Origin of the sequence: Pseudomonas sp. IPO3747 (assembly GCF_013385245.1) — a bacterium.
Lineage (GTDB): Bacteria > Pseudomonadota > Gammaproteobacteria > Pseudomonadales > Pseudomonadaceae > Aquipseudomonas > Aquipseudomonas edaphica.
On the sequence record NZ_JACAQL010000022.1, the window covers coordinates 501265 to 526963 of the forward strand.

At 60.5% G+C, this 25699-nt stretch carries 26 protein-coding genes; 14 read left to right on the forward strand and 12 right to left on the reverse strand.

Annotated elements, in window-relative coordinates:
* Window positions 1-89: 89 nt before the first annotated feature.
* The 3 genes from ahpF to HX790_RS23710 form a co-directional block, all read right to left on the reverse strand.
* On the reverse strand, window positions 90-1655 hold the full coding sequence (gene ahpF, locus HX790_RS23700; RefSeq protein ID WP_099549863.1) for an alkyl hydroperoxide reductase subunit F: 1566 nt from the start codon (window positions 1653-1655) through the stop codon (window positions 90-92).
* Window positions 1656-1782: 127 nt separating this feature from the next.
* A complete protein-coding gene (gene ahpC, locus HX790_RS23705; protein WP_010210361.1) occupies window positions 1783-2346 on the reverse strand; it encodes an alkyl hydroperoxide reductase subunit C in 564 nt (187 codons plus the stop codon).
* A 133-nt stretch (window positions 2347-2479) separates the two neighbouring features.
* Window positions 2480-3412: a site-specific integrase gene (locus tag HX790_RS23710; protein ID WP_176992265.1), complete on the reverse strand. Its 933-nt coding sequence runs from the start codon at window positions 3410-3412 to the stop codon at window positions 2480-2482.
* Between the two features lie 170 nt (window positions 3413-3582).
* Here HX790_RS23710 and HX790_RS23715 point away from each other — a divergent pair, with 170 nt between their 5' ends.
* Window positions 3583-4590 (forward strand): DNA-binding protein, encoded by a 1008-nt coding sequence (locus HX790_RS23715; RefSeq protein ID WP_176992266.1) that lies wholly within the window; start codon window positions 3583-3585, stop codon window positions 4588-4590.
* On the opposite strand, the gene gorA is transcribed toward HX790_RS23715, so the two are convergent.
* Both gorA and galU read right to left on the reverse strand, forming a co-directional pair.
* Complete coding sequence (gorA, locus tag HX790_RS23720) at window positions 4591-5949, reverse strand: glutathione-disulfide reductase (RefSeq protein WP_176992267.1); 1359 nt, start codon at window positions 5947-5949, stop codon at window positions 4591-4593. It abuts the gene before it with no gap.
* A 97-nt stretch (window positions 5950-6046) separates the two neighbouring features.
* The gene (gene galU, locus HX790_RS23725) at window positions 6047-6886 is read right to left on the reverse strand and encodes a UTP--glucose-1-phosphate uridylyltransferase GalU (RefSeq protein ID WP_003212579.1); all 840 of its coding nucleotides are present in this window, start codon (window positions 6884-6886) and stop codon (window positions 6047-6049) included.
* A 308-nt stretch (window positions 6887-7194) separates the two neighbouring features.
* On the opposite strand from galU, the gene HX790_RS23730 reads away from it, so the two are divergent.
* Together HX790_RS23730 and HX790_RS23735 are read left to right on the forward strand one after the other, a co-directional pair.
* On the forward strand, window positions 7195-7383 hold the full coding sequence (locus tag HX790_RS23730; protein WP_017135493.1) for a hypothetical protein: 189 nt from the start codon (window positions 7195-7197) through the stop codon (window positions 7381-7383).
* A gap of 144 nt (window positions 7384-7527) precedes the next feature.
* Window positions 7528-7812: a hypothetical protein gene (locus tag HX790_RS23735; protein WP_017135492.1), complete on the forward strand. Its 285-nt coding sequence runs from the start codon at window positions 7528-7530 to the stop codon at window positions 7810-7812.
* A gap of 9 nt (window positions 7813-7821) precedes the next feature.
* On the opposite strand, the gene HX790_RS23740 is transcribed toward HX790_RS23735, so the two are convergent.
* Window positions 7822-8052: a hypothetical protein gene (locus HX790_RS23740; RefSeq protein ID WP_017135491.1), complete on the reverse strand. Its 231-nt coding sequence runs from the start codon at window positions 8050-8052 to the stop codon at window positions 7822-7824.
* Window positions 8053-8262: 210 nt separating this feature from the next.
* The gene (locus HX790_RS23745; protein ID WP_065929976.1) at window positions 8263-8613 is read right to left on the reverse strand and encodes a hypothetical protein; all 351 of its coding nucleotides are present in this window, start codon (window positions 8611-8613) and stop codon (window positions 8263-8265) included.
* A gap of 213 nt (window positions 8614-8826) precedes the next feature.
* Here HX790_RS23745 and HX790_RS23750 point away from each other — a divergent pair, with 213 nt between their 5' ends.
* The 11 genes from HX790_RS23750 to HX790_RS23800 all read left to right on the forward strand — a co-directional run bounded on the left by HX790_RS23750 (window position 8827) and on the right by HX790_RS23800 (window position 18768).
* Window positions 8827-9129 (forward strand): DUF1883 domain-containing protein, encoded by a 303-nt coding sequence (locus HX790_RS23750; RefSeq protein WP_003173824.1) that lies wholly within the window; start codon window positions 8827-8829, stop codon window positions 9127-9129.
* Window positions 9130-9155: 26 nt separating this feature from the next.
* Entirely contained in the window at window positions 9156-9314 is a 159-nt protein-coding gene (locus HX790_RS23755) for a hypothetical protein (RefSeq protein WP_017135489.1), read from the forward strand.
* Window positions 9315-9317: 3 nt separating this feature from the next.
* Window positions 9318-9983, forward strand: a complete 666-nt coding sequence (gene alkB / locus HX790_RS23760; protein WP_176992268.1) for a DNA oxidative demethylase AlkB — start codon at window positions 9318-9320, stop codon at window positions 9981-9983.
* 75 nt (window positions 9984-10058) lie between these two features.
* A complete protein-coding gene (ada, locus tag HX790_RS23765; protein WP_176992269.1) occupies window positions 10059-11150 on the forward strand; it encodes a bifunctional DNA-binding transcriptional regulator/O6-methylguanine-DNA methyltransferase Ada in 1092 nt (363 codons plus the stop codon).
* Window positions 11151-11391: 241 nt separating this feature from the next.
* Window positions 11392-12456, forward strand: a complete 1065-nt coding sequence (locus HX790_RS23770) for a nitronate monooxygenase family protein (protein ID WP_176992270.1) — start codon at window positions 11392-11394, stop codon at window positions 12454-12456.
* Window positions 12457-12569: 113 nt separating this feature from the next.
* Window positions 12570-13343, forward strand: a complete 774-nt coding sequence (gene modA / locus HX790_RS23775; RefSeq protein WP_256349331.1) for a molybdate ABC transporter substrate-binding protein — start codon at window positions 12570-12572, stop codon at window positions 13341-13343.
* Window positions 13340-14026 carry a molybdate ABC transporter permease subunit gene (gene modB, locus HX790_RS23780; RefSeq protein WP_176992316.1) on the forward strand — a complete coding sequence of 229 codons (687 nt, stop codon included), beginning with the start codon at window positions 13340-13342 and terminating at the stop codon, window positions 14024-14026. Before modA ends, modB begins: the two co-directional genes overlap by 4 nt.
* A gap of 5 nt (window positions 14027-14031) precedes the next feature.
* A complete protein-coding gene (gene modC, locus HX790_RS23785) occupies window positions 14032-15111 on the forward strand; it encodes a molybdenum ABC transporter ATP-binding protein (protein WP_176992271.1) in 1080 nt (359 codons plus the stop codon).
* Window positions 15112-15185: 74 nt separating this feature from the next.
* Entirely contained in the window at window positions 15186-16226 is a 1041-nt protein-coding gene (locus HX790_RS23790) for a DNA topoisomerase IB (protein ID WP_099549872.1), read from the forward strand.
* 133 nt (window positions 16227-16359) lie between these two features.
* The gene (locus tag HX790_RS23795; protein ID WP_176992272.1) at window positions 16360-17994 is read left to right on the forward strand and encodes an ABC-F family ATP-binding cassette domain-containing protein; all 1635 of its coding nucleotides are present in this window, start codon (window positions 16360-16362) and stop codon (window positions 17992-17994) included.
* 69 nt (window positions 17995-18063) lie between these two features.
* Window positions 18064-18768 carry a YoaK family protein gene (locus tag HX790_RS23800; protein WP_099549874.1) on the forward strand — a complete coding sequence of 235 codons (705 nt, stop codon included), beginning with the start codon at window positions 18064-18066 and terminating at the stop codon, window positions 18766-18768.
* Between the two features lie 145 nt (window positions 18769-18913).
* Here HX790_RS23800 and HX790_RS23805 read toward each other — a convergent pair whose 3' ends face one another.
* From HX790_RS23805 to HX790_RS23825, 5 genes are all read right to left on the reverse strand, one after another.
* Entirely contained in the window at window positions 18914-19267 is a 354-nt protein-coding gene (locus HX790_RS23805; protein ID WP_017135479.1) for a hypothetical protein, read from the reverse strand.
* A gap of 314 nt (window positions 19268-19581) precedes the next feature.
* Window positions 19582-23103 carry a molybdopterin cofactor-binding domain-containing protein gene (locus tag HX790_RS23810; protein ID WP_176992273.1) on the reverse strand — a complete coding sequence of 1174 codons (3522 nt, stop codon included), beginning with the start codon at window positions 23101-23103 and terminating at the stop codon, window positions 19582-19584.
* A complete protein-coding gene (locus tag HX790_RS23815; protein ID WP_017135477.1) occupies window positions 23100-23591 on the reverse strand; it encodes a (2Fe-2S)-binding protein in 492 nt (163 codons plus the stop codon). The genes HX790_RS23810 and HX790_RS23815 overlap by 4 nt, the downstream gene beginning before the upstream one ends.
* Before the next feature lie 143 nt (window positions 23592-23734).
* A complete protein-coding gene (locus tag HX790_RS23820) occupies window positions 23735-24169 on the reverse strand; it encodes a MarR family winged helix-turn-helix transcriptional regulator (protein ID WP_026013564.1) in 435 nt (144 codons plus the stop codon).
* A 189-nt stretch (window positions 24170-24358) separates the two neighbouring features.
* Window positions 24359-25411, reverse strand: a complete 1053-nt coding sequence (locus HX790_RS23825; protein ID WP_017135475.1) for a 2,5-dihydroxypyridine 5,6-dioxygenase — start codon at window positions 25409-25411, stop codon at window positions 24359-24361.
* Window positions 25412-25699: the final 288 nt, after the last annotated feature.

Sequence of the window (25699 nt, forward strand, 5' to 3'; positions counted from 1 at the left end):
GGAGCGTCACCGGATGCATTCCCACGTAGAACGTGGGAACGAGAAAACCCCATGATCACTCATGGGGTTTTTTATTTTCGCAGCCGGATTTAAGCGGGTGCCGAGGTACGGATCAGGTGATCAAAAGCACTCAGCGAAGCCTTCGCGCCCTCGCCTACCGCAATCACGATCTGCTTGTACGGCACGGTCGTCACGTCACCGGCAGCAAACACGCCCGGCAGTGAAGTTTCGCCACGCGCATCGACGATGATCTCGCCGCGCGGGGTCAATTCCACCGTGCCCTTGAGCCAGTCGGTGTTGGGCAACAAGCCGATCTGAACAAAGATGCCTTCCAGGTCGATGGTCTTGAACTCGCCGCTGTCACGATCCTTGTACGCCAGACCGGTGACCTTCTGGCCATCGCCTTTGACTTCACTGGTCAATGCGCTGGTGATCACGTCCACGTTCGGCAGGCTGTAGAGCTTGCGCTGCAACACGGCATCGGCGCGCAACTTGCTGTCGAACTCGAGCAAGGTCACGTGGCTGACGATACCGGCCAGGTCAATGGCTGCTTCAACGCCGGAGTTACCACCGCCGATCACTGCCACACGCTTGCCTTTGAACAACGGGCCGTCGCAATGCGGGCAGAAGCACACGCCGCGGGCCTTGTATTCCTGCTCGCCCGGCACACCCATCTCGCGCCAGCGGGCACCGGTGGCCAGAATCACGGTTTTGGACTTGAGGGTCGCACCGCTTTCAAAGCGAATTTCGTGCAAGTCACCGGCATTTTTTGCCGGGATCAGGCGGCTGGCACGCTGCAGGTTCATGATGTCCACGTCGTACTGACGCACATGCGCCTCCAGGGCGCTGGCCAGTTTCGGCCCTTCGGTCTCCTGCACGGAGATGAAGTTCTCGATGGACATAGTGTCCAGCACCTGGCCGCCGAAACGCTCAGCTGCCACGCCGGTGCGAATACCTTTGCGTGCGGCGTAGATAGCTGCGGCAGAACCGGCTGGGCCACCACCGACCACCAACACATCAAAGGCCTCTTTGGCGCTGATTTTCTCGGCGGCCTTTTCGATACCGCTGGTGTCGAGCTTGGCGAGGATCTCTTCCAGGCCCATGCGGCCCTGGCCAAAGTTCACACCATTGAGGTACACACTGGGCACTGCCATGACCTGGCGTTCATCGACCTCAGCCTGGAACAGCGCGCCGTCGATGGCGACGTGGTGGATGTTCGGGTTAAGCACGGCCATCAGGTTCAGCGCCTGAACCACGTCAGGGCAGTTCTGGCACGACAGCGAGAAGTAGGTCTCGAAGCTGAACTCGCCTTTCAAGGCACGAATCTGTTCAATCACTTCGACACTGGCCTTCGACGGGTGGCCACCGACTTGCAGCAGGGCCAGCACCAGCGAAGTGAATTCATGGCCCATGGGGATGCCGGCAAAACGCAGGCTGATATCGGCACCCGGGCGGTTGATAGAGAACGACGGCTTGCGCGCATCATTGCCATCGGTTTTGAGGGTAATCAGCGTGGTGAGGCTGGTTACGTCCTGCAACAGGGCAAGCATTTCCTGGGATTTCGCGCCGTCGTCGAGGGAGGCGACGATCTCGATCGGCTGGGTGACCCGTTCCAGGTATGACTTCAACTGAGCTTTAAGATTGGCGTCCAACATACGGGCGATTTCCTGTTAATTCGGTTTATTGCAGACAAAAAAACGCCCGAGCGAATCTCGCCCGGGCGTTTTGAGGGCGGTGCAGCTTACTTAAGGTGCGGCAACCCGCCCTTGATGTTTCACAGACTTAGATCTTGCCGACCAGGTCCAGGGACGGAGCCAGAGTAGCCTCGCCTTCTTTCCACTTGGCTGGGCAGACTTCGCCTGGGTGAGCAGCGACGTACTGAGCGGCCTTGATTTTGCGCAGCAGCTCGGAGGCGTCACGGCCAACACCGCCGTCGTTCAGTTCAACGATCTTGATCTGACCTTCCGGGTTGATCACGAAGGTGCCGCGGTCTGCCAGGCCAGCTTCTTCGATCAGTACGTCGAAGTTGCGCGAGATGGTCAGGGTTGGGTCGCCGATCATGGTGTACTGGATTTTGCCGATGGCTGGCGAAGTGTTGTGCCAGGCAGCGTGGGCAAAGTGGGTGTCGGTGGACACGCTGTAGATTTCGACGCCCAGTTTCTGGAATTCGGCGTAGTTGTCAGCCAGGTCTTCCAGTTCGGTTGGGCAAACGAAGGTGAAGTCGGCTGGGTAGAAGAAGACTACGGACCATTTGCCTTTCAGGTCAGCGTCCGACACGTCTACGAAGTTGCCGTTTTTGTAGGCGGTCGCTTTGAACGGTTTTACTTGGCTGTTGATGATAGGCATCGGTGACTCTCCGTCAGTGGTTGAAAAGTTGATGAGATGAATCCTACTCACTCTTTCCGTCGGTGGCTCATTGGCAAACCTGATGCTGACGATTGGTTTTCCCTATCAGGTATCTGTATTAATAGAAGAAATCTCAAAGCAGCGGTGGAGTCGCCAAGGTCATGCCCAAAAAGGGTGTCGCTTCAACATAGCGCATGGCGGATTTCATGTCGCTCCAGCCGACGTAACTCATCAGCGACTTGATGTCCCAGCCACTGCGATGGGCCCAGGTGGCGAAACCGCGGCGCAGCGAGTGACTGGTGTATTGATCAGCCGGAATGCCCGCGCGCTCCAGAGCCTGGCGCAGCAGCGGGATCACGCTGTTGGGGTGCAGCCCCTCCTCGCCCAGGTTGCCCCAGCGATCAATCCCCCGAAACACTGGCCCCCGCACCAGGGCCGAAGCGCTTAGCCAGTCGCTGTAGGCCTGCACCGGGCACAAGCGCAGCAACGCCGGCGTCTGGTAGGTTTTGCCGAGGTTGTCGCGGTCACTTTTGCCGCGCGGCAGGTACAGGCTGATGCCGGCGCCGGGCACCGCTTGCACGTGTTCGATGCTCAGGCGACATAACTCGTCGCTGCGAAAGCCGCGCCAGAAGCCCAGCAGGATCAACGCAGTGTCGCGCTTGGCGCGCAGCAAGCGCGGCTGATCCCGCGCTTCAATGGCCTGCCTGGCTTCAACCTCAAGTGATGCCACCACCTGTTCAAGGTGCTTGAGCTGCAAAGGTTCGGCCTGCTTCTCCCGTGCCGGGTGCATCGCCCGAATGCCCTTGAGCACCTTGCGCACCACCGGCGCCTTGGTCGGGTCCGGGAAACCCTGGCTGGTGTGCCACTGCGCCAGCGCCGAGAGCCGCAGCTTCAAGGTGTTGACCGCCAGCACCCCGGCATGGGCCACCAGGTAGCGCGCCACGCTGTCGCTGGTGGCTGGCAGGAACCCGCCCCAACTCACTTCGAAATGCTCGATGGCTGCGCGATAGCTGCGCCGCGTGTTATCGCGGGTGGCGGCGTTGAGGTAACGGTCCAGGTCGCTCATGAAAGGCCTATTCGTACTGCTGGCGGGTGTATTAACGGTTAAAACGGCTATGACACGGGATAATACGCCAATATCCCATCTGTTAAATCATGAATTTAAACGGTTTTTTATTCGTGATAAAGTATGTATCTACATACCATGTACCACAGTACTAAATCGACGGAGACTTCATGGCGCGCGGCGGCATAAACAAAGCAGTGGTTCAAACGGCACGCCTGGCGATCCTGGCCCGTGGCGAAAACCCGAGCATCGACGCGGTGCGCATCGAGATGGGCAATACCGGCTCGAAAACCACGATTCATCGCTATTTGAAGGAACTCGATGACAGCGAAACCCGGCTGACCATTACCCAGGCGCCCATCGACGATGAACTGGGCGAGTTGGTAGCACGGCTGGCTCAACGCCTTAAAGACAAGGCCCAGGAGCCGATTGACGCGGCACTGGCGCAGTTCGAACAGCAAAAAGCCGCCCTGCTCGCCCAGGTGCAAACGCTTGAAGAAGCCCACGGCCAGCTCAAGCAGCAATTGGATATCCAGGCCGCCGCACTGGCCGAAGAAAGCGCCGCCTTGCAGACCGCCAGCACCAGCCTGCAAACCGAACAAACTCGCAATGCGGGGCTCAGCCAGGCGTGCAGCGATTACGAGTTGCGCATGAATGACAAGGACGAGCAGATTCGCTCGCTGGAAGACAAACACTTGCACGCCCGCGACGCGCTTGAGCACTACCGCAATGCGGTGAAGGAGCAACGCGAGCAAGAGCAACGGCGCCATGAAGGCCAGCTGCAGCAGGTGCAGGCCGAGCTGCGCCAGGCGCAACAAAGCGCCATGGTGCGCCAGGATGAGATCACCCAGCTGCATCGCGATAATGAGCGGCTACTGATCGAGCACCGCGTGACCAGCAAGGAACTGACCGCCCTGCAGGAGCAAGCACGCAAGGAACAGGCGCAGCAGCAAGCACTCAGCGAACAGCTTGGCCGCATGGAAAGCGAACGCACCCTGCTTCAGGAGCGCTTGCGGGTTGCGGTAGAGGAAAGTCAAGCGCGCCAGGCAGCGCTGAGTGAGCAACAGCAGGTGAGCAAAACCCTGGAACTGGACCTGATCAAGGCCCAGGCCAGTATCGAGGCATTGCGCCTGGCGGCCGTCGTTGCAACGCCGCCAGAGGCAACCGCCGACGCCTGATCAGCCCGCTACAGGCGTGCGCATGGTGACGAACTCTTCCGCCGCCGTAGGGTGCACGCCGATGGTTTCATCGAAATGCTGCTTGGTCGCGCCCGCCTTGAGCGCGATCGCCAGGCCCTGGACGATCTCACCCGCATCCGGCCCGACCATGTGGCAACCCAGGACTTTGTCGGTGTCGGCGTCGACCACCAGCTTCATCAGGGTTTTTTCCTGGCAATCGGTCAACGTCAGCTTCATCGGCCGGAAGCGGCTTTCGAAGATTTGCACGTTATGGCCGTTCTTCTTTGCCTCTTCCTCACTCAGGCCCACGGTGCCGATATTCGGCAGACTGAACACCGCGGTCGGGATCATCGCGTAATCGACCGGACGGTATTGCTCGGGCTTGAACAGGCGACGAGCAACCGCCATGCCTTCGGCCAGCGCGACGGGCGTCAATTGCACGCGCCCGATCACATCGCCAATCGCCAGGATCGAGGCTTCGGCGGTCTGGTACAGGTCGTCGACTTCGACAAAGCCACGCTCATCCAATTTGACGCCGGTGTTTTCCAGCCCCAGGTTGTCGAGCATCGGGCGGCGGCCGGTGGCGTAGAACACGCAATCGGCTTCGAGCACGCGGCCGTCTTTGAGGGTGGCCTTGAGGCTGCCGTCAGCCTGTTTGTCGATGCGCTCGATATCGGCATTGAATTGCAGGTCGAGGCCGCGCTTGGTCAGCTCTTCCTTCAGGTGCGTGCGCACTGCGCCGTCAAACCCGCGCAGAAACAGGTCGCCGCGATACAGCAAGGCTGTCTGTGCGCCCAAGCCATGGAAGATGCCCGCAAACTCGACGGCGATGTAGCCGCCGCCCACTACCAGCACGCGCTTGGGCAGCTCTTTGAGGAAGAACGCCTCGTTGGAGCCTATGGCGTGCTCACGGCCCGGGATTTCCGGGATCTGCGGCCAGCCGCCCGTCGCGATCAGGATGTGCCTGGCCGTAAAGCGCTCGCCATTGATCTCCACCTGGTGCGGATCAACCAAACGCGCGTGCCCTTCGTGCAGGGTCACGCCACTGTTAACCAGCAGGTTGCGGTAGATGCCATTGAGGCGGTTGATTTCGCGGTCTTTGTTGGCGATCAGGGTCGCCCAGTCAAAGTTCGCTTCACCCAACGACCAGCCGAAACCGCTGGCCTGCTCAAAGTCTTCGGCGAAATGCGCGCCGTACACCAGCAGTTTTTTCGGCACGCAGCCAACGTTCACGCAGGTACCGCCCAGGTAACGGCTTTCAGCTACCGCCACTTTAGCGCCAAAGCCTGCGGCAAAGCGCGCCGCGCGAACACCGCCGGAACCGGCGCCAATTACATACAGATCAAAATCGTAGGCCATTTCACTCTCCTCGGCAGGGCACCAGCATACCGACTTACATGGGGCTGAAAAACGAAAAAGCCACCCGAAGGTGGCTTTTTGGGCGGGCTACCGTGAATCAGTAAGCCTTACCGGTCTTGTAGAAGTGCTCGTAGCAGAAGTTGGTGGCCTCAATGTAGCCTTCAGCGCCACCACAGTCGAAGCGACGGCCTTTGAATTTGTAGGCGATCACGCAGCCATCTTTGGCTTGCTTGAGCAGGGCGTCAGTGATTTGAATCTCGCCGCCTTTGCCTGGCTCGGTTTCTTCGATCAGCTTGAAGATGTCCGGCGTCAGGATGTAACGACCGATAATCGCCAGGTTCGACGGCGCATCTTCCGGCGCTGGTTTTTCAACCATGTCACGCACGCGAATCAGGCCATCACCAATATCGTCGCCGGCGATCACGCCGTACTTGTTGGTTTCCTGAGGGTCGACCTCTTGAACCGCAACGATGGTGCAGCGGTATTTCTGGTACAGCTTGACCATCTGGGTCAGTACGCCGTCGCCTTCCAGGTTGACGCACAGGTCATCAGCCAGCACCACGGCGAACGGTTCGTCACCGATCAGCGGGCGGCCAGTGAGGATGGCGTGGCCAAGGCCTTTCATCTGGGTTTGACGGGTGTAGGAAAACGAGCACTCGTCGAGCAGTTTACGGATGCCGACCAGGTATTTTTCCTTGTCGGTGCCCTTGATCTGGTTTTCCAGCTCGTAGCTGATATCGAAGTGGTCTTCCAGCGCGCGCTTACCGCGGCCGGTAACAATGGAAATTTCGTTCAAGCCGGCATCCAGTGCCTCTTCGACGCCGTACTGAATCAGTGGCTTGTTCACCACCGGCAGCATCTCTTTGGGCATGGCTTTGGTCGCTGGCAAGAAGCGAGTGCCGTAACCGGCTGCTGGGAACAAGCATTTCTTGATCATATAAGTCCTTACAAAGGGCTGTGCGTACGGAATTCGGCGCAGTCTAATCAGGCCGCAGTCACCTTACAATGGGTCCTGCTGGCGTTGCGATGTCAACATAGAGAAAAAATGTGCGCGTAAGTTCCGCTGATCCTACGAAGAGCATTCACTCAGGGCGCGACATAACCAGCCATCGCCCCTTTGCTTACGAGCGCCTCAATGGTTTTAGCACGCTTTTCGCGGCAGGGCACTGACCTGCAACAACTTGCGCGCCTCGGGGCCAATTGGCGCTATCATTACTGGCTTGAACCAGACTACGAGATTGATAGATGTCAGAACCAAAAGGCGTAAACGGCTACCTGATCACCAAGCGTGCGGACGGCTGGCACCTGATCAACTTCCACGGCGACAGCGTCGCCGGGGTATTCGCGAGCGAAAGCATGGCCGTTGCGGTGGCTGAAGTGTTTGTGGACGAAGCCGGCCACGCATCGAGCAAGCGCCCCAAGGACAAAAAGTAAGCGTCATTGCTTGCGCACAAAGCCCCGGTCAACGGGGCTTTTTTGTGTTTGTCTGTACCTTGATGGCCGTTCGCTATAATCTTGCTACGAACGCCCCACGACAGTGTCTGCGCCCCTCCTACACCCTCGACGACGACCCAACACATGAACAAGATTCTGGCACTGACTGCGGCCCTGGCGCTGATGACCGGCTGCACCACCACGTCCGACACCTACCTGAAAAACGGCGAGCAAGGCCTGACCATCGACTGCTCGGGCGAGGCCAATTCATGGGCCAGTTGCTACGAAAAAGCTGACGCTTCGTGTGCGGGCACCGGTTACCGCATCGTCGGCACCGAAGGTACGCCGGCACTCAAGGAGAGCGACAAGACCCTGGGCAAAGACGTAGGCAACTTCAAGAGCCGCAGCGTCGTCGTGGTGTGCAAGTAATACTGCGTACTACAGATGAACCTCGGCGAACTTGAGCCCCAGGCCACGCAAGGTCTCGATCAGGTCATCCAGGCGCGGGAATGACTCAACCTCATCCTGATCGTCGACCAGAAAGTAACTGCGGCCGCCGCTCTTCTTGAAAAATACGATCCACTCGCCCAGGTCGGCGGGGTTCTGGATAACATGGGTGGCCGATATTTGGCCTTCGGCATGTCGGGCTTTGACGTGTTCTCGTTTCATGACGGGCTTTCCAGGAAGGACTAATGCCGCGCAAACTCAAAGTTTGAGCGGCATCTTTGCATTGAATGGCCGACAGTTTAACGGATGCCCTGCCCGATCAGCACTCCCTCTACAGGCGACAACACCCGAATAAACGCAAAAAAAAGCCTGACGCTGCAACGGCAGGGTCAGGCTTTTTTATCGGGTTCAGTACGCGGATAAACCAAAGGCTCAGCCGGAGATGCAATCCTCCCCGGCTTTCTTGATGTCGCCTGGGCGAATCGGCACATTTGACATACTTTCATAGAGCTTGATACTGCTGCCGCTGGAGCGCTCTTCGATCTCGAAGATCGCCGAAGGGTCGGCCGAGAATTTCTGCGGAACAATCACCTGTACACCGTCCTTATGCGGCTCAATCTGCGGCGGCCGACGCGTCGCCTCCAGTTTTCGGACCACACAGGCAGCATATTCAGGCGGTTTTTTGCCTGAAATAACCACCAGGGTTGGCGGGGTCTGCTTGATATCTGCAACCGAAGCACATCCACCTAACGCCAAGGCCAGAACCAACACACTCCACTTCATACTTAAACCTCCGATAAAGACCCTACGACCGCGAAGAGAGGAAATTTCTCCCGCCCATGTGGGATTTATCTCTGAAAACTTGGGAAATAACTGTTTTAAATTGTCGAAGTCGTCGACGACGACCCGATAATAATCGCGTCAGGGCTGATAAACTCTATCTTAACCTACGTATCATTCTGATTTTTCAGAAAAAGCCCTTCTGGAGACACCCCCATGAAATTCATCCACCAGCGCGAGCACCTCAACGAGGGCGACATCGTTGTCATCGAATGCTCGCAGACCTGCAACATTCGCCTGATGAGCGATGCCAATTTCCGCAGTTTCAAGAACGGTGGTCGCCACACTTACCACGGCGGCGCGTTCGACAAATTCCCGGCAAAAATCACCGCACCCAGCACCGGGTTCTGGAACATTACCCTGGATGTGGTCACGCGCCGCGCCATCAGCGTGACCCGCAAACCTGCGTTGTCCCACAAGATTCGCATTGTTCGCCGCACCAGCACCAAACTGAGCTGAGCCGAACCCTCGACAGGAAAACCGCTGTGACTAAATACGTTATGAAGTACAAGCTCAATGGCGAACGTCGCTTTGAATTCGCCCTGCTGCAATCGGGAAGCGTTGAAGAAGCCAAAGAAGCCCTGGCAAAAATCCACGATGCCACCGATGAAATCACCGACATCACCGTGAGCAAGGCCCTGTAACCCATGCCAGGCCCGACGACTGATCTGTTCGCTGAGGATGCCTTGCAGCAACCGGCGGGGCGCGAGCAGATTGGCGAAGAGTCCTACGTACTCAGGGGCTTCGCCCTGCCCTGGATTGAACGCCTGCTGCCTGAACTGCGACGGGTGTTGGCCCAATCGCCGTTTCGACAAATGGTCACACCCGGCGGCTTCACCATGTCGGCCGCTCTCAGCAGTTGCGGCACATTGGGTTGGACCACCGACAGCACCGGCTACCGCTACAGCCCGATTGACCCCCGCAATCAGCAGCCCTGGCCGGCTATGCCCGAGACTTTGCGTGAACTGGCCACGCTTGCCGCAGCCGAAGCTGGCTTCAGCGCATTTGCCCCGGATGCCTGCCTGATCAACCGCTATGTGCCGGGCGCCAAGATGTCCCTGCATCAGGATAAAAACGAACGCGCCTATAGCGCCCCTGTGGTTTCAGTCTCCCTGGGCCTGCCGGCGATCTTCCTGTTTGGCGGCCATGAGCGCAGCAGCAAAACTCAAAAAGTTTCACTGTTCCACGGCGACGTGGTGGTCTGGGGCGGCGTTGATCGCTTGCGTTTTCATGGGGTGATGCCGATTAAAGAGGGCGTGCATCCGGTCATGGGCCCGCAGCGCATCAACCTGACCTTTCGCACCGCTGGCTAATTTGACCGCAAGCTTCAGAGTGCCGGCCATCTGCAACGCGGTTAATCTGGCCGTGATCCGTCAAGAGTGCAGGCCATGACCACCGAACAAGACCCCCGCTGGGCCGCCATCGTCGCCCGTGATGCCAAGGCTGACGCCGTGTTTGTCTACGGCGTTAAAACCACCGGCGTGTATTGCCGCCCCAGCAGCGCCTCGCGATTGCCACGCCCGGAGAACATCGAATTCTTCGACACCCCTGCCCAGGCTGAAGCGGCGGGTTATCGCCCAAGCAAACGCGCGGCCGGCGACCAGACTCAATTGGCGGCCCTCCACGCCCAACGGGTGGCCGAGGCGTGCCGACAGATCGAGCAGGCCGAAACCGCGCCCAGCCTGGAAGCACTCGCCAGTGGCGCCGGGCTGAGTTCATTCCATTTTCATCGCATATTCAAAGCGGTGACCGGCCTGACGCCCAAGGGATATGCCAGTGCCCTGCGTTCGCGCAAAGTTCGCCACGGCCTCAAGGGCGAGCACTCAGTGACCGATGCGTTGTATGACGCGGGCTTTAATTCCAACAGCCGCTTTTATGAATCAGCCAACCGACTGCTCGGCATGAAGCCCAGCGACTACAAAGCCGGCGGCACCAACAGCACGATTTTGTTTGCCGTGGGCCAATGTTCACTTGGGGCGATTCTGGTGGCGCAAAGCCAACGCGGCGTGTGTGCGATTTTATTGGGCGATGACCCGGACACCTTACTGCGCGACCTGCAGGACCAGTTCCCCAAAGCCGAACTGGTCGGCGCAGATCATGAGTTCGAACAGTTGATCGCCCAGGTCGTGGGTTTTATCGAAGCCCCTGCCCTGGGGTTGAATTTACCCCTGGACCTGCGCGGCACCGCCTTTCAGGAACGGGTGTGGCAGGCACTGCGCGACATCCCGGTGGGCAGCACCGCCAGCTACGCGCAGATTGCTGTGCAGATCGGCGCGCCCAAATCGTTTCGCGCGGTGGCCCAGGCCTGTGGCGCCAACAGCCTGGCGGTGGCGATTCCCTGCCACCGCGTGGTGCGCAGTGACGGGGCGTTGTCGGGCTACCGCTGGGGCGTAGAGCGCAAGCGGCAACTGCTGGAGCGCGAACAGTCGGTGAAACGCTTGCGAACACCGATACACACCAGCGCCACATCGTCATCCTGATACATTTCGAATGTCAGTCACAAAGACAACCTCACGCTGTACCCGGCGTTCCAGGCGTTTTTTCAAGGCCACGCAGGCGACAACGCGAACGCCGGGCGCATCCATGCGGTGTTGGGGCACGCCATCGACTCATGGCAGCGCACGAAATTACCCCCTCGTCCAGTGAATAAAACAGACTGGCCGGGTGCCAATGGCCCTGTTAAAACAGCGCAAAGTCTTATTCACGCTGGAGACGCATCCCATGAGCACCTGGCCAGACACCCGAATTCTCGACCTGCTGGGCATCGACGTGCCTATCATCCAGGCCCCGATGGCCGGCGCCACCACCACAGCGATGGTCATCGCCGCCAATCAAGCCGGCGCCTTGGGCTCGATGCCCGCCGCAGCGCTGAGCATCGAGCAACTGCGCGACGCCTTGAACACCATTCGCCAGGCCAGCGCGAGCCCGATCAACGTCAATTTCTTCTGCCATCAACCGCCAGCAGCTGATAACGCGCGTGACCACCGTTGGAAAACGTTGCTGGAGCCCTACTACCGCGAGCTGGGCGCTGATTTTGATGCACCAACACCGGTGTCCAACCGTGCGCCGTTCGACGAAGCCGCCTGCAAAGTCGTCGAAGAATTTCGCCCCGAGGTGGTGAGTTTTCACTTTGGGCTACCGGAAAAAGCCTTGCTCGACCGGGTAAAAGCCACCGGCGCCAAGGTGCTGTCCTCGGCCACCACCGTTGAAGAAGCCATTTGGCTCGAACAGCATGGCTGCGATGCAATCATCGCGATGGGCATTGAAGCCGGTGGGCACCGAGGGATTTTCCTCAGTGACGACCTCGACACCCAAATCGGCTTGATGGCGCTGGTGCCGCAAATTGTCGACGCGGTGAAGGTGCCGGTGATCGCCGCAGGCGGCGTTGGCGATGCACGCGGCATCGTCGCGGCATTGGCCCTGGGTGCCTCGGCCGTGCAAATCGGCACTGCGTACCTGTTTACTCCCGAAGCCAATGTCAGCGTGTCCCACCACTATGCCTTGCGCCATGCCCAGGCCAGCGAAACCGCGCTGACCAACCTGTTCACCGGCCGCCCGGCGCGCGGCATCGTCAACCGGGTGATGCGCGAACTCGGTGCGATCAACCCGTCTGCCCCCGCATTCCCCACTGCCGGCGGCGCCTTGATGCCGCTCAAGGCCAAGGATGAAGCCGGCTTCAGCAACCTGTGGGCAGGCCAGGCGCTGCGTCTGGGTAGAGATATTTCTACGTATGACTTGACCCGCCAGTTGGCCGAACAGGTGCTGGCCAAGCTCAAGCGCCACTGACACTTGGGGCAACTTTGCACTGTACCGGCAATGGCCAACCGCTATATATTCCCATACATAGCGGTAAAGCCTTCTACCTATAACAAGCCGTACAACCCCCAAGGAGCTGCTTCATGACGATCCGCGCCTCACGCCTGGCCCCTACTGCCCTGGCCACCCTGATTGCCGCTTTTACTTTTGGCTCAGCCCACGCCGATGAAGTCCAGGTGGCTGTCGCCGCCAACTTCACCGCGCCGATCCAGGCGATTGCTGCCGATTTCGAAAAAGACACCGGCCACAAATTGGTAGCCGCCTACGGCGCTACCGGCCAGTTCTATACCCAGATCAAGAACGGTGCGCCGTTCGAAGTGTTCCTCAGCGCCGATGACACCACCCCGCAAAAACTTGAAACCGAAGGCGATACGGTCAAAGGTTCGCGCTTCACCTACGCAGTCGGCACCCTGGCGCTGTGGTCGGCCAAAGAAGGTTACGTGGATGCCAAGGGCGAGGTGCTGAAGAAAAACGACTTCAAACACCTGTCCATCGCCAACCCGAAAGCGGCGCCTTACGGCCTGGCGGCCACTCAAGTGCTGGCTAAAGAAGGCTTGACCGAGCAGGTCAAGGACAAGCTGGTCGAAGGCCAGAACATCACCCAGGCGTATCAGTTCGTGTCCACCGGCAACGCCGAGCTGGGCTTTGTGGCGCTGTCGCAGATCTACAAGGACGGCAAGGTCACCAGCGGTTCGGCGTGGATCGTGCCGGCGGCCATGCACGACCCGATCAAACAAGACGCGGTCATCCTCAACAAGGGCAAGGACAGCGCTGCCGCCAAAGCCTTGGTTGAATACCTCAAGGGGCCAAAAGCCGCTGCCGTGATCAAGTCCTACGGCTACGAGCTGGCTAACTGAATATGCCGCTGTCGAGTGCCGATTTTTCCGCCATCTGGTTGACCATCAAACTGGCGTCATTGACGACTGTGATCCTGCTGATCATCGGCACTCCGATCGCCCTGTGGCTGTCGCGCACCCGCTCCTGGTGGCGCGGCCCCATAGGTGCGATTGTCGCGTTGCCGTTGGTGTTGCCACCGACGGTCATCGGCTTTTACCTGCTGCTGACCATGGGTCCCAACGGCTACTTCGGCCAGTTGACCCAATGGCTGGGCCTGGGCACCCTGACCTTCAGCTTCGCCGGGCTGGTGATCGGCTCGGTGATCTATTCCATGCCGTTTGTGGTGCAGCCGTTGCAAAACGCCTTCTCCGCCATCGGCACGCGCCCATTGGAAGTGGCGGCGACGCTGCGTGCCAACCCATGGGACACGTTTTTCACGGTGATCCTGCCCCTGGCCCGCCCCTGCTTTATCACCGCCTCGATTCTTGGCTTTGCCCACACCGTCGGTGAGTTCGGCGTGGTGCTGATGATCGGCGGCAATATCCCCAACAAAACCCGCGTGGTCTCAGTGCAGATCTACGATCACGTCGAAGCCATGGAATATGCCCAGGCTCACTGGCTGGCCGGCTCCATGGTGGTGTTCGCTTTTCTCGTATTGCTGGCGCTCTATTCCAGCCGTAAAACCAAGATGGGCTGGAGCTGACCGCCATGATTGATGTACGCCTGAACGTGAAGTACCCAGGCTTCGCCCTGGACGTGGACCTGCACCTGCCCGGCCGTGGCGTGACCGCGTTCTACGGGCATTCCGGCTCAGGCAAGACCACTTGCCTGCGCTGTATCGCCGGGCTTGAGCGCGCTGAAGACGGGTTTATCCAGGTCAACGAAGAGGTCTGGCAAGACAGCCGTAACGGCGTGTTTGTGCCGCCGCATAAGCGCGCACTGGGGTATGTGTTCCAGGAAGCGAGTCTGTTTCCCCACCTGTCGGTGCGTGCCAACCTGGAGTTCGGCCTCAAGCGTATTGCCCGCCCGCTTCGCCGTGTGGACATGGCCCAGGCCGCCGAACTGCTGGGCATCGGCCACTTGCTTGAACGCCACCCGCAGCACTTGTCCGGCGGCGAACGCCAGCGCGTCGGCATCGCCCGCGCATTGCTCACCAGCCCGCAGTTGTTGTTGATGGATGAGCCGCTCGCGGCCCTGGACAGCAAGCGCAAAAGCGAGATCCTGCCCTACCTCGAACGCCTGCACGATGAGTTGGATATTCCGGTGCTGTACGTCAGCCATGCCCAGGATGAAGTGGCGCGCCTGGCCGATCACATCGTGCTATTAAGCGACGGCAAGGCGCTGGCCAGCGGCCCCATTGGCGAAACCCTGGCTCGCCTGGACTTGCCGATGGCACTCGGCGATGACGCCGGCGTGGTCATCAATGGCAGCGTGATTGCCTACGATGAACACTATCAACTGCTCACCCTGCAATTGCCCGACAGCCCGTTGCAAATGCGTGTGGCTCATGCACCGCTGGCGTTGGGCAAACCGTTGCGGGTCAAGGTGCAAGCACGCGACGTCAGCCTCAGCCTGCACGCCGAAGAAGCCAGCAGCATCCTCAACCGCTTGCCGGTGACGGTCACCCAGGAAATAGCGGCGGACAACAGCGCCCACGTGCTGGTGCGCCTGGATGCCGGCGGTACGCCACTGCTGGCGAGGATTACCCGATTTTCCCGCGACCAACTGCACCTGCATCCGGGCCAGGTGTTGTGGGCGCAAATCAAGGCGGTGGCGGTACTGGCGTAAGTATTTGGCACGCGCGCAAAACCCTGTGGTCAATCAGGTATACCGGCCTGATCTGTTGCCAAGGAACTTGCACCATGCCCGACTCTGCGCTGCCTGCCGACCTGCCCCGCGACCTGCATTATGTTGACGACACCCAACCCGGCATCCGCCGTAAAAAACTGCGCGGCACGTTTCAGTATGTCGACCCCAAAGGCCAGCGCATCACCGATGCCGATGAAATCAAGCGCCTGAATGCGTTGGCCGTACCACCGGCCTACACCGACGTGTGGATCTGCGCCGACCCGCGCGGCCACCTGCAAGCCACCGGCCGTGATGCGCGGGGCCGCAAGCAGTACCGCTATCACAGCCGCTGGCGCGAAGTGCGCGACACCGATAAATACTCGCGCCTGCAAGAGTTCGGCAAGGCCTTGCCCAAATTACGCAAACAATTGGAAGCGCAAATCGCCGCGCCTGGGTTCACCCGTGAAAAAGTCCTGGCCACCGTGGTGATGCTGCTGGACGCCACATTGATCCGCGTCGGCAACACCCAATATGCCCGCGACAACAAATCCTACGGGCTGACCACCCTGCGCAACCGCCATGTGGACATCAAGGGCAGCGAAATCCAGTTCCAGTTTCGCGGCAAGAGTGGCGTCGAGCACCAGGTCAGCGTCAAGGACCGGCGCCTGGCCACGGTGGTCAAGCGTTGCCTTGAACTCCCGGGCCAGAATCTGTTTCAGTACCTGGACGAAGACGGCGAGCGCCACACCGTCAGTTCCCACGACGTGAATGCCTATTTGCACAGCCTCACCGGCGCCGATTTTACCGCCAAGGACTACCGTACCTGGGCCGGCACGGCGATGGCCCTGGCGGTGTTGCGCGAATTGGAATGGCAGCCCGAATCCGATGCCAAGCGGCATGTGGTGGCGATGGTCAAGGATGTTGCCAAGCAGTTGGGCAATACGCCAGCAGTGTGCCGCAAGTGCTATATCCACCCGGCGGTGTTGGAGCATTTCAGCCTGGGCGAGCTGTCCAAGCTGCCCAAGCCACGGATGCGCAAAGGCCTTAAAGCCGAAGAAGTCGCGCTGGCGATGTTCCTGGAGCAATTGGCCGCCGACTTGCCCAAGCACGCCTAGCTGAGTTAGCCTGCGGGTCCCTTCTGACTCACGGGATGAGCGCCGACGTGAACAACTAAGCCTTCCGAAATGTATTTGCAACGAGCCGCCTGGCGCGCTTGTTGGCCTGTTCGACATTTTTTTGGAGGTGCTGATGACTGACGTCAAACGCCTGCCCGTATTGGTTTCCCTGCAACACGTGTCGTTCCAGTTCGCCAATGGCGAAACCTTGCTGGACGACCTCACCCTGTCCATTGATTACACACCCACCGGGATTGTCGGCCGTAATGGTCGCGGCAAAAGTATCCTGGCGCGCTTGCTGGCCGGCGTACTTGCGCCCTCTTGCGGGACGCTCGATGGCAAGGCCCGCGTAGCCTACGTCGCACAGAGCCTGACGCTGCAACCGGGAGCAAGCCTTGCGCAGATCACCGGTACTGCCCAGGCATTGGCCGCGCTTGAGCGCATGGCCCGAGGCGAGGCCTGGGCCGGTGACCTTGAGCTGATTGACGATCGCTGGGACCTTGCCGAACGCTTGCGTGCCGCACTTGATGACGCGGGTTTACACGCACTCGGTTTTGAAGCCCCAGCCACTCAACTGAGTGGCGGCCAACTGGCCAGGGTTGTCGTAATCGGTGCGCTATTGGCCGCGCCGGATCTGCTGGTACTGGATGAGCCCACCAACCACCTCGACAGCCATGGGCGCGAGTGGCTGCTGCGGGTTTTGAGCAACTGGCGCGGCGGCTTGGTGGTGGTCAGCCATGATCGACAGCTGCTCAATACCCTGGCGCGTATCGTCGAACTGTCGCCCCTTGGCATGCGTGTGTATGGCGGCAATTACGCTGCCTATCGCCAGCAGCGCGATACCGAACAACACGCTGCCGCCATGGCACTTGAGCATGCTCGCCTGCAACGCAGCCGCGAGCGCAAGCGCCTGCAAAAGGATCACGACAGCCTGCAACGCAATGCCGCACGCTCACGCAAGCATGCCGAAACCGCCAACGTTGATCGCTTTACCAAAGCCCGCTGGAAAGGCGCAGCCACGGAAATCGTCAGCACGGTGCGCAGCGCTCACCACGCCTATAAAAATGAGCTGGATGGGCAGGTGCGCCAAGCCTATGCGCGTGTCGTCGATGAAACCCCCACGTTGCTCGCCCTGCCCGGCTCGGCCTTGCCCAACGGCCGCCACGTACTCACCCTGGAAAATGCCCAACTGCCGTGGCTCGATCCACACCAGCCAGCCACTTACCTGACGCTCAACTTGAACGGCCCGGTACGCGTGGCCGTGCGTGGGCCAAACGGTTGCGGCAAGTCCACGCTGCTCAAGCTGCTGGCCGGCCAATGGCAAGCGGTCAGCGGCGTCTGCACGGTGTCGATACCCGCCGCGTATATCGATCAGCACCTGGCGCTGCTGATGGATGAGCGCTCCATCGTCGAACAACTCAACCTGCTCGACACGCCCCTGGCCGAAGCCGAGCTGCGCACGCGCCTGGCCTTGTTGCAACTGGACGCCCTGCGCGTCACCCAGCCCACCGGCCAACTGAGCGGTGGCGAACGCTTGAAAGCCGCCATGGCGATCGCCTTGTGGCGCGATGCCCCGGCGCAACTGCTATTGCTGGACGAGCCCACCAACCATTTGGACCTGGAATCGGTACTGGCCTTTGAACAGGCGCTGCGCGGGTTTAGCGGGGCCATTGTTGCGGTGTCCCATGACGAGGCGTTCATTAACGCGATCCGGCCGACCCATCATTTGATCTGGCAGCACACCGGCTGGCGACTGGAAAGTGCCTGAGGTCATTGCATGCACCGCCAAAGCGTCCTACGGTAGTGGCCGAATAATCTCACCGCGGAGCCCGATCCTATGTTGCCTTCGTCCCAAAGGCTTTATGCCAATGCAGCGCTTGCCCATCGCCAACGCTGGCGCGGGCGGGTCGGATTGATGCTGGTGGCCAGCCTGTCGGTGCTGGCGGGCATGACCGATGCGATTGGCTTTATGGCCAGCGGGGATTTTGTTTCATTCATGAGCGGCAACACCACGCGCCTGGCGGTGGCAATCAGCGCCGGTGACCTGGGCCTGACCGGGCGCCTGCTGTTGCTGGTGGCGGTATTTGTGCTGGGCAACGCCTTGGGGGTGGTGGTCAGCCGCTTCAGCCGCCGGCATGCGCTGCCTTTGCTGCTGTGCATCGCCGCCTTGTTGTGCGGCGCGGCGCTGTGGCCCTTCGACGATACGTTGCCGGCGCTGCTGGCGGCGATCCTGGCCATGGGCATGCTCAATGCGGCCGTGGAAGAGGTCAACGGGTTGCCGGTGGGCCTGACCTATGTGACCGGCGCGCTCTCACGTTTTGGTCGCGGGTTGGGGCGCTGGATACTGGGGGAGCGGCGTAACGGTTGGCGGGTGCAACTGGTGCCGTGGGTCGGCATGTTCGTGGGCGCCGTGATCGGCGCGGTGCTGGAGCACCAGCTCGGGCTCAAGGCGCTGCTGGTGAGTGGCGCATTGGCCGCCGTGCTGGGGCTGGTGTCACTGAAGATTCCCCGGCGCTGGCACTTGGGCTACATGCCGCGATAGGAAGGAAACGAGGCCCGCTCGACGATCAGGCCTCGACGTCCGTGTACTGGTAAAGAGCCATCGCGTCGAGCGAGCGGGAGGAATAATAAGCCAATGTCCGGCGGCTGTCCCGCCGGGCATTTCCGAAAAATGCTAAGGAGACAGCCTACAGACAGGTGGCCAGTGCGGCCAACCGCCGCTTGGCCGGCATCGTGTCCTGGGCGGCATAGTATTTGACGCTGGAGCCGCCACCGGCTACGCGCACATCGGCAAAGTAGTCACCGCCCGTGGTGTAGACGGTAAAACCGCCTGTTTCGAGCGGCTCTTTGAAACCACCGGCATCCACGCCGAACACGGCCTCGTCCTGCCAGCCGAACTGGATGCATTGGGCAACCACCAATGTGGCCTTGTCCGACGCCAGGGTCTTGTAGGGCTGGCCGCTGCGCGCGTCCTTCATCTTCGAGCCCGCACAGCCAGACAGTGCGGCCACTGTCAATGCGCCAATTACCAGCTTTCGCATGCCATCGCTTCCTTGAAAAAAATGCGACTCTACCACTCTCCGGTGATTGTCTGATGCGTGCATGAATTTTGTTTCACTGTAAAAGGGGCGCCTGGCACCTATAGTCGGCAGGCTCATTTTTAAGAAGTATCCCTTCTGCCCGCTCTCCCGCGGGCTTTTTTTTGCCTGGTTATTTTTAGTGATTTGGGGGGACGATTTCAGATCAAGATCAAAAACGCAGATCAAAAGACCGCTGACTTCGCCGGCGAAAAGGATGCAAGGGCCAGATCAACAGCAACAGCAGAGCCAGCTCCCACAGTTTTAACCGCGTTCTGTCAGTGCGTGCCGGGGTTAGCGCGCAAGTGCGCTACCTTTTGTTCCAGGCCTTTCCACGCCGGCGCATTCGGCGCAAATTGCCCGCGCAGGTAGTCGACCAGATCCGCCACCTGGCCATTCGACAGGCTGTCCTTGAAGCCCGGCATATACCCCAAGTCCCGGGTCGCCGGGCTGCTGATGCCTTGCAAAATCACCTTGATCAAATTATCCGGCTGGTCGCTGAACACATTGGTATTGCTCGCCAATGACGGGCTCACCCCGAACAGCTTCGGCCCCAGGCCATCGGCATGACAGGCTTTGCATGAGCCTTCGAATACACGTCGGCCATTGGGGTTGGGCAGCGGCGCCGTCGCCACCGTTTGCGCCTCGGCATTGGCCTCGCCATTAAGTGACGCCAGGTACACCGCCATCGCACGAATATCGGCCTTGGGCAGCTTTGACAACTCACTCACCACCGGCCCCATCGGGCCCGCCGCCACGCCATGGGCATCGGAATAGCCAGTGCTCAGGTAGTTGAACAACTGGTCCTCGGTCCACGGCGTCGGTGCCTTGGACAAGCCCGTCAATGCGGGCGCCTCCCAGCCATCGACCATGCCCCCGGCCAGAAAGGATTTGCCGCCCTTCTGCGCACCCATCAGGTTGCGCGGCGAGTGGCACGCGGCGCAGTGCCCGAGGCCATTGACCAAGTAATTGCCGCGATTCCATTGCTCGCTGCGCTCAGGCTGCGGGGTGATTTCACCCCGCCGCAGGTTCAGTGCATTCCAGCCGGCCATCAATGGTCGGATATTGAACGGAAAGCGCATGGCATTCGGCGTCGGCGCCTGGCTGACCGGCGCCTGGGACATCAGGTAGGCATACAACGCCTGCAGGTCGGCATCATTGATATTGCGAAACGCCGTGTAGGGAAACGCCGGGTACAGGTTGCGTCCATCGCGGCCAATGCCGTCACGCATCGCCCGCTCGAATGCCGGGTAGGACCAGGCGCCGATGCCGGTTTTCACGTCTGGGGTGATATTGCTGCTGTACAGCGTGCCGAACGGCGTTTGCATCGCCAGGCCGCCGGCATTGGTCGCACCACCCGGCGCGGTATGGCAAACCGCGCAATCGCCGACAGCCGCCAGCAAGCGCCCGCGTTCCAGGGTGGCCTTGGACCAGGTGCCCGCGCCGGGCGGCGCAATCGGTGCGATTTCAGGGTGAAACGGCCAAGCGGTGGCCAGCACTGCGCCCAAGGTGGCAAACAGCGCACCGAACCACCACTTCCTACGTTTTTCCGGCGACTTGGCAGGCTCGCCAAGGCTGCCTGCATTCAGCGCCGCCAATACCCGTTCGGGCGTTATCGGCAGCTCGCGAAAACGAATGCCGGTGGCGTCATAGATCGCATTGGCAATCGCCGCCGCACTCGGCACCGAAGCCGACTCGCCGGCGCCCATGGGCGGCTGGTCCTGGCGCGGCATCATCAGCACGTCGATCCTGGGCACTTCGGGGAAGGTCAGGATCGGGTAGCCGCCCCACTCCTTGCTCGCCACCGTCGACTCCTCAAAGGTCACCCGCTCCTTGAGCACACGGCTGGTGGACTGGATCACATTGCCGTGGATCTGATGCTGCACGCCCGCCGGGTTGATCATCATCCCCGAGTCATGGCCGATCACCACCCGCGTCACCGACACATCACCGGTGTGCTTGTCGATCGCCACGTCCGCCACCCACGCCGCCCACGCCGCGCCGAAACCGGGGAATTTGCTGTGGATATAGCGCGCATAGGCAAAACCGCGACCGCGTAACAGGTGGTCCTCGTTGGCGGTTTGCATCGGCGCCGTGCGCGGTGACCAGTTGGCACGTTCGGCGGTGGATTTGACCAGCTCGATGGCGCGCTCGTCCTTGAGGTAACGCAGGCGGTATTCCACCGGGTCGACGCCCGCGGCAAACGCGAGTTCGTCGATGTAGGATTCATGCGCAAAGGTGTTGGGCAACGCCGATACGCCGCGCATCCACGAGGCGCGCACGATGGGTGCCATGTCGTTGATGGTCACGCGCATATTATCGATGGCGTAGGGCGGGATCGAGGTGCGGTCGCCCATCTCGAACATCGCCGCCACCGGCTCCACCCGGCCGGTGAGCAACAGCGCCAGGGTCGGCGCGCCGTTGGACGGGTAGCTGGTTTCAAAGTCATAGGCGGCAATGCTGCCGTCGGCATTGAGCCCGCCGTCAACATCCATCAACTGCGCGGTGCCCTTGGGTTCCCACAGGTGTTCCTGTTCGCGGGTCAGTTGCACGCGCACCGGCTTGCCCACCGCGCGCGACAGCAGCAAGGCATCGGCGCACACATCGTCCGCACAGTTGCGCCCGTAACAGCCGGCGGCGTCCATGCGGATCACGTCGATCAGCGCTTCGTCGCATTCCAGCAACCACGCAAGGTCTGCGCGCAGCAGGTGCGGGTTCTGGCTGCCCGACCACACGCGGCTGCCGGTTGCTTGATAGTCCGCCACGCCGCACGAAGGCCCGATCGAACCATGCATCTGGTACGGCCACAAATAGCTGCGCGGCATGCGCTGGCTGGCGCCCGCCAAGGCTTCGTCGACGTTGCCCTGATCGAGCACCGTGCGGCGTACCCGTGGGTTGTCGCGGATGGCCTGCTCGACATCGCTCATGTCCGGCAAGGCGTTGTTCCACGGTTTCCAGTGCACCTGGAGTTCGTGGGCGGCCTTGATCGCCTGTTCTTCGCGCATCGCCACTACACCGACAAAATCGCGAATCACCACCACCGCGACAATGCCGGGGATATGCGCGATGGACGCCTCATCCACACTCAGCAGGCTGTTGCCGACAAACTCACCGCAGTCGAGCCCCGCATACGGCGGGCGTACCACGCGGCCATGGAGCATGTCCGGCACGCGCATGTCGTGCACATAGGTCAACTCGCCGGTGGCCTTGCCGGGAATATCCACGCGCGCGGCGCCCTTGCCGACCAGGCGGTAGTCCTCAACAGGTTTTAACGGCGCGTCACCGCTGATGCGCAACTGGTCATGCTGGCCGCTGACCAACTCTGCGTAGGTCGTGGTGCGCCCGTCGGCAGCGTGGACAACCCCGGCTTCAACCTTGAGGCTGCCCGTGCTCACGCCCCAGCGTCCCGCTGCGCGCGCGAGCAAAAAGCGCCGGGCTTCGGCGGCCGCGTTACGCAGCGGGATCGCCGAAATCTGCAAGGTCGCGCTGGCGATGGTTGCACCCTGGTTGGGCGCCCGCTCGGTATCGCCCAGAACCATCTTGACCTGCTCCATGCTCAGGTCCAGCTCTTCGGCCACAATCTGCGCCAGCGACGTGCGAATGCCGGTGCCCAGGTCCACATGGCCGTTAAAGGCATACACCAGGCCGTCATCGTTTACCGCGATGAACAACCCCAGCTCCTTGGGTTTCACGGTCGGTGTGCCACCCTTGGCCACCGGGCCTGAAGGTGGCAGTACATCATCGACAATCAATAAGACGCCCGACTTGGCCAGCCATTGGTCACGGGAAATATCAGTCATGGTCGGCCTTCCACGCTCAAGAGGTGCGCTGCACGCAGTACGGCGCGCAGGATTTCGATATGGGTGCCGCAGCGGCACAGGTTGCCCGACAACTCATTGCGCACCTGGGCTTCGCTGGGGTTGGGGTTGCGGTCGAGCAACGCCTTGGCCGTCATGATCATGCCGTTGAGGCAATAACCGCATTGTGCCGCCTGCTCCTCGATAAAGGCTTGCTGCACGGGGTGCGGCGCCTGGCGTGTGCCGAGCCCTTCAAGGGTGACAATCTCGCGCCCGGTTGCACCCGCCAGCGGAAACACGCACGAGCGCGCCGCCACACCATCGATGATCACGGTGCACGCACCGCACTCGCCCAGGCCGCAGCCGTACTTGGGGCCGTTAAGCTGCAAGTCATTGCGCAACACCAGCAGCAGCGGCGTATCCGCCATCGCACTGACTTCGCGGATGTGGCCGTTGACCTTGAGGGCAACGGTGATGGGTGGGCTGATCATTCGCTTCGCCTGTATCAGTTGATGAAGCAATCACTACACGAAACAGCCAAAAAAAAGCGCCGCGGAGTTGGGGCCTCGCGACACACTTGGCACGTGAAGTGACTACTACATGAACTCAGAGCAAAAACGATGCCAGCGCCGGTTTATTCCTGCGGGTCGTCGATCATCTTGCGCAGCAGAAACAGCACCGCCACGCGCTCGGCGGGGTTGAGGTTGCTCATGGTCAGCTCGCTGATCTGCGCGGCGCGCGGCGCGGTTTGCGCGACCAGTTCGGCGCCGGCTGGCGACAGGTCAACCACCACCTTGCGCTTGTCCTGGGGGTCTGGTTCCAGGGTAATCAGCGCCTTGGCCTTGAGCCGCTCGACGATACCGCGAATGGTCGCCTGGTCGACGGCCGTGGCCTTGACCAGTTCGGTGAGGGAACTTGCACCGTGATCGCGCAGCGCACACAGGGTGACGAACTGCACGGCGGTGAGTTGTGAGTCGCCGACATTCTGCTGAAAAATCGCCAGGTGGCGCTGGTAGGCCTTGCGCAGCAGGTGGCCAACTTGTTCAGAGAAAACGTAGGAATCAGGCACGGCGTGGCTCGGTGGGTGATTAGCGATGGTCGGCATGATGGCGGGGATAGTGAACGGACTCAAGCCTCAAACTAAAGGAGCACGCTCAAACTGTGGGAGCTGGCTTGCCTGCGATAGCGCCGGATCAGCCAGCCGTGATGTGCCTGCCAAACCGCTATCGCAGGCAAGCCAGCTCCCACACTTGAACACTCAGCGTGCCAGGGAGGCTTGCGGTGCAACGACATCGCCGCCGATCACCACCGCCTCATCATTCAGGTACACATCACAATTACGCAGCGGAATATCCATATGGCATGGCGTCTTGCGTGTGCCGCCCACTTCGGTATTCGGCCCGGTGGAGAACAGGAAGTTGCCGTAGAACGCCCGCGCATCCATGCACATGCCATCGTTTTTGTCGTGCAAGCCCATGGCCGTCCACTGCGCCTTTGGCTGCAAGCCCCAGCCGATATGAGAGATGCCATACACCTCCGGGTCATTGAAATACTTCATGTAATCGCGCAGGTACTCGGCCTCGAAACCGCCGTGGATCTTGGTGATAAAGCCCTTCTCGATCTCGAGGGTGATCTTCTCGCGGGTGTAGGTCTTGAACGGCAGCAGGATGTCACCGATATCCAGCACCAGCACACCTTCGGCGGTTTCTTCGTTGGGCCAGGAGAACAGGAAACCACTCGGCCAGTGGTCCCAGCGCCCAGGCTCGTCGGCAAAACCGTACTCGGTGACCGACGGGTATTGGCCCAGCGCTGCACGGAAATCACTGCCTGCGCGGGATTTGACGTGGATCGAGCGCGCCTTCTTCAGCAACTGCTCGGCCGCCAGCACACGCACCTTGTCGGCTTCGGTGGGCAGCATGCGCGCCAGCACTTCCGGCGGTTCCACCGCCAGCAGGATACGCGTGCCGGTCTTGAGGATCTGCTCCTGCTCCGGCGAGTGCAGCAGCATCATGGTGTCGACGATCAGGTCGGCGGCCTCCAACGCGCGCTGGGCAGCGATATTGCCGGTGAGTGCGGTGTCGCCGCAGAAGGCGGTCATGTCGTTGCCCATCGCTTTGGGATGGTTGAACGACGGCAGTTCCACCGCATACACCTTGGCCCCCAGGCGCTGCGCCGCGTCCATCGCAGCACGCACAGTGCGCGGGTCCGAGTAATGGCTCTTGAGCACGGCGACGCTCTGGGTCGGGTCGACCTTCGAGAGTTTCAACACGTGTTCAAACATCTGGGTCAGTTCGCAATCGCTTACCGGCATTTTCCTGTCTCCTGTGGGGCTGCACCAAGTTCAAGCACCGCGCTTCACTCCAGTGCATTTTTATAGCGTATACGCCAATTAATAACGATAAGACCCGAATTGAAGACGAACTGCAAGTAGCGCACCAAAACGTTACCAAACCACACAACCACTACAAATAAAGGCCAAAACCCGTTACACAGGATAAATACGGCCAAAAAATAAAATTATGAACGTGGGCTTCCCATTTCAAAAAATGAGCGTATACACTTTAAAAACCTTGCGGACAGATGCCGCCAAAAATCAAAA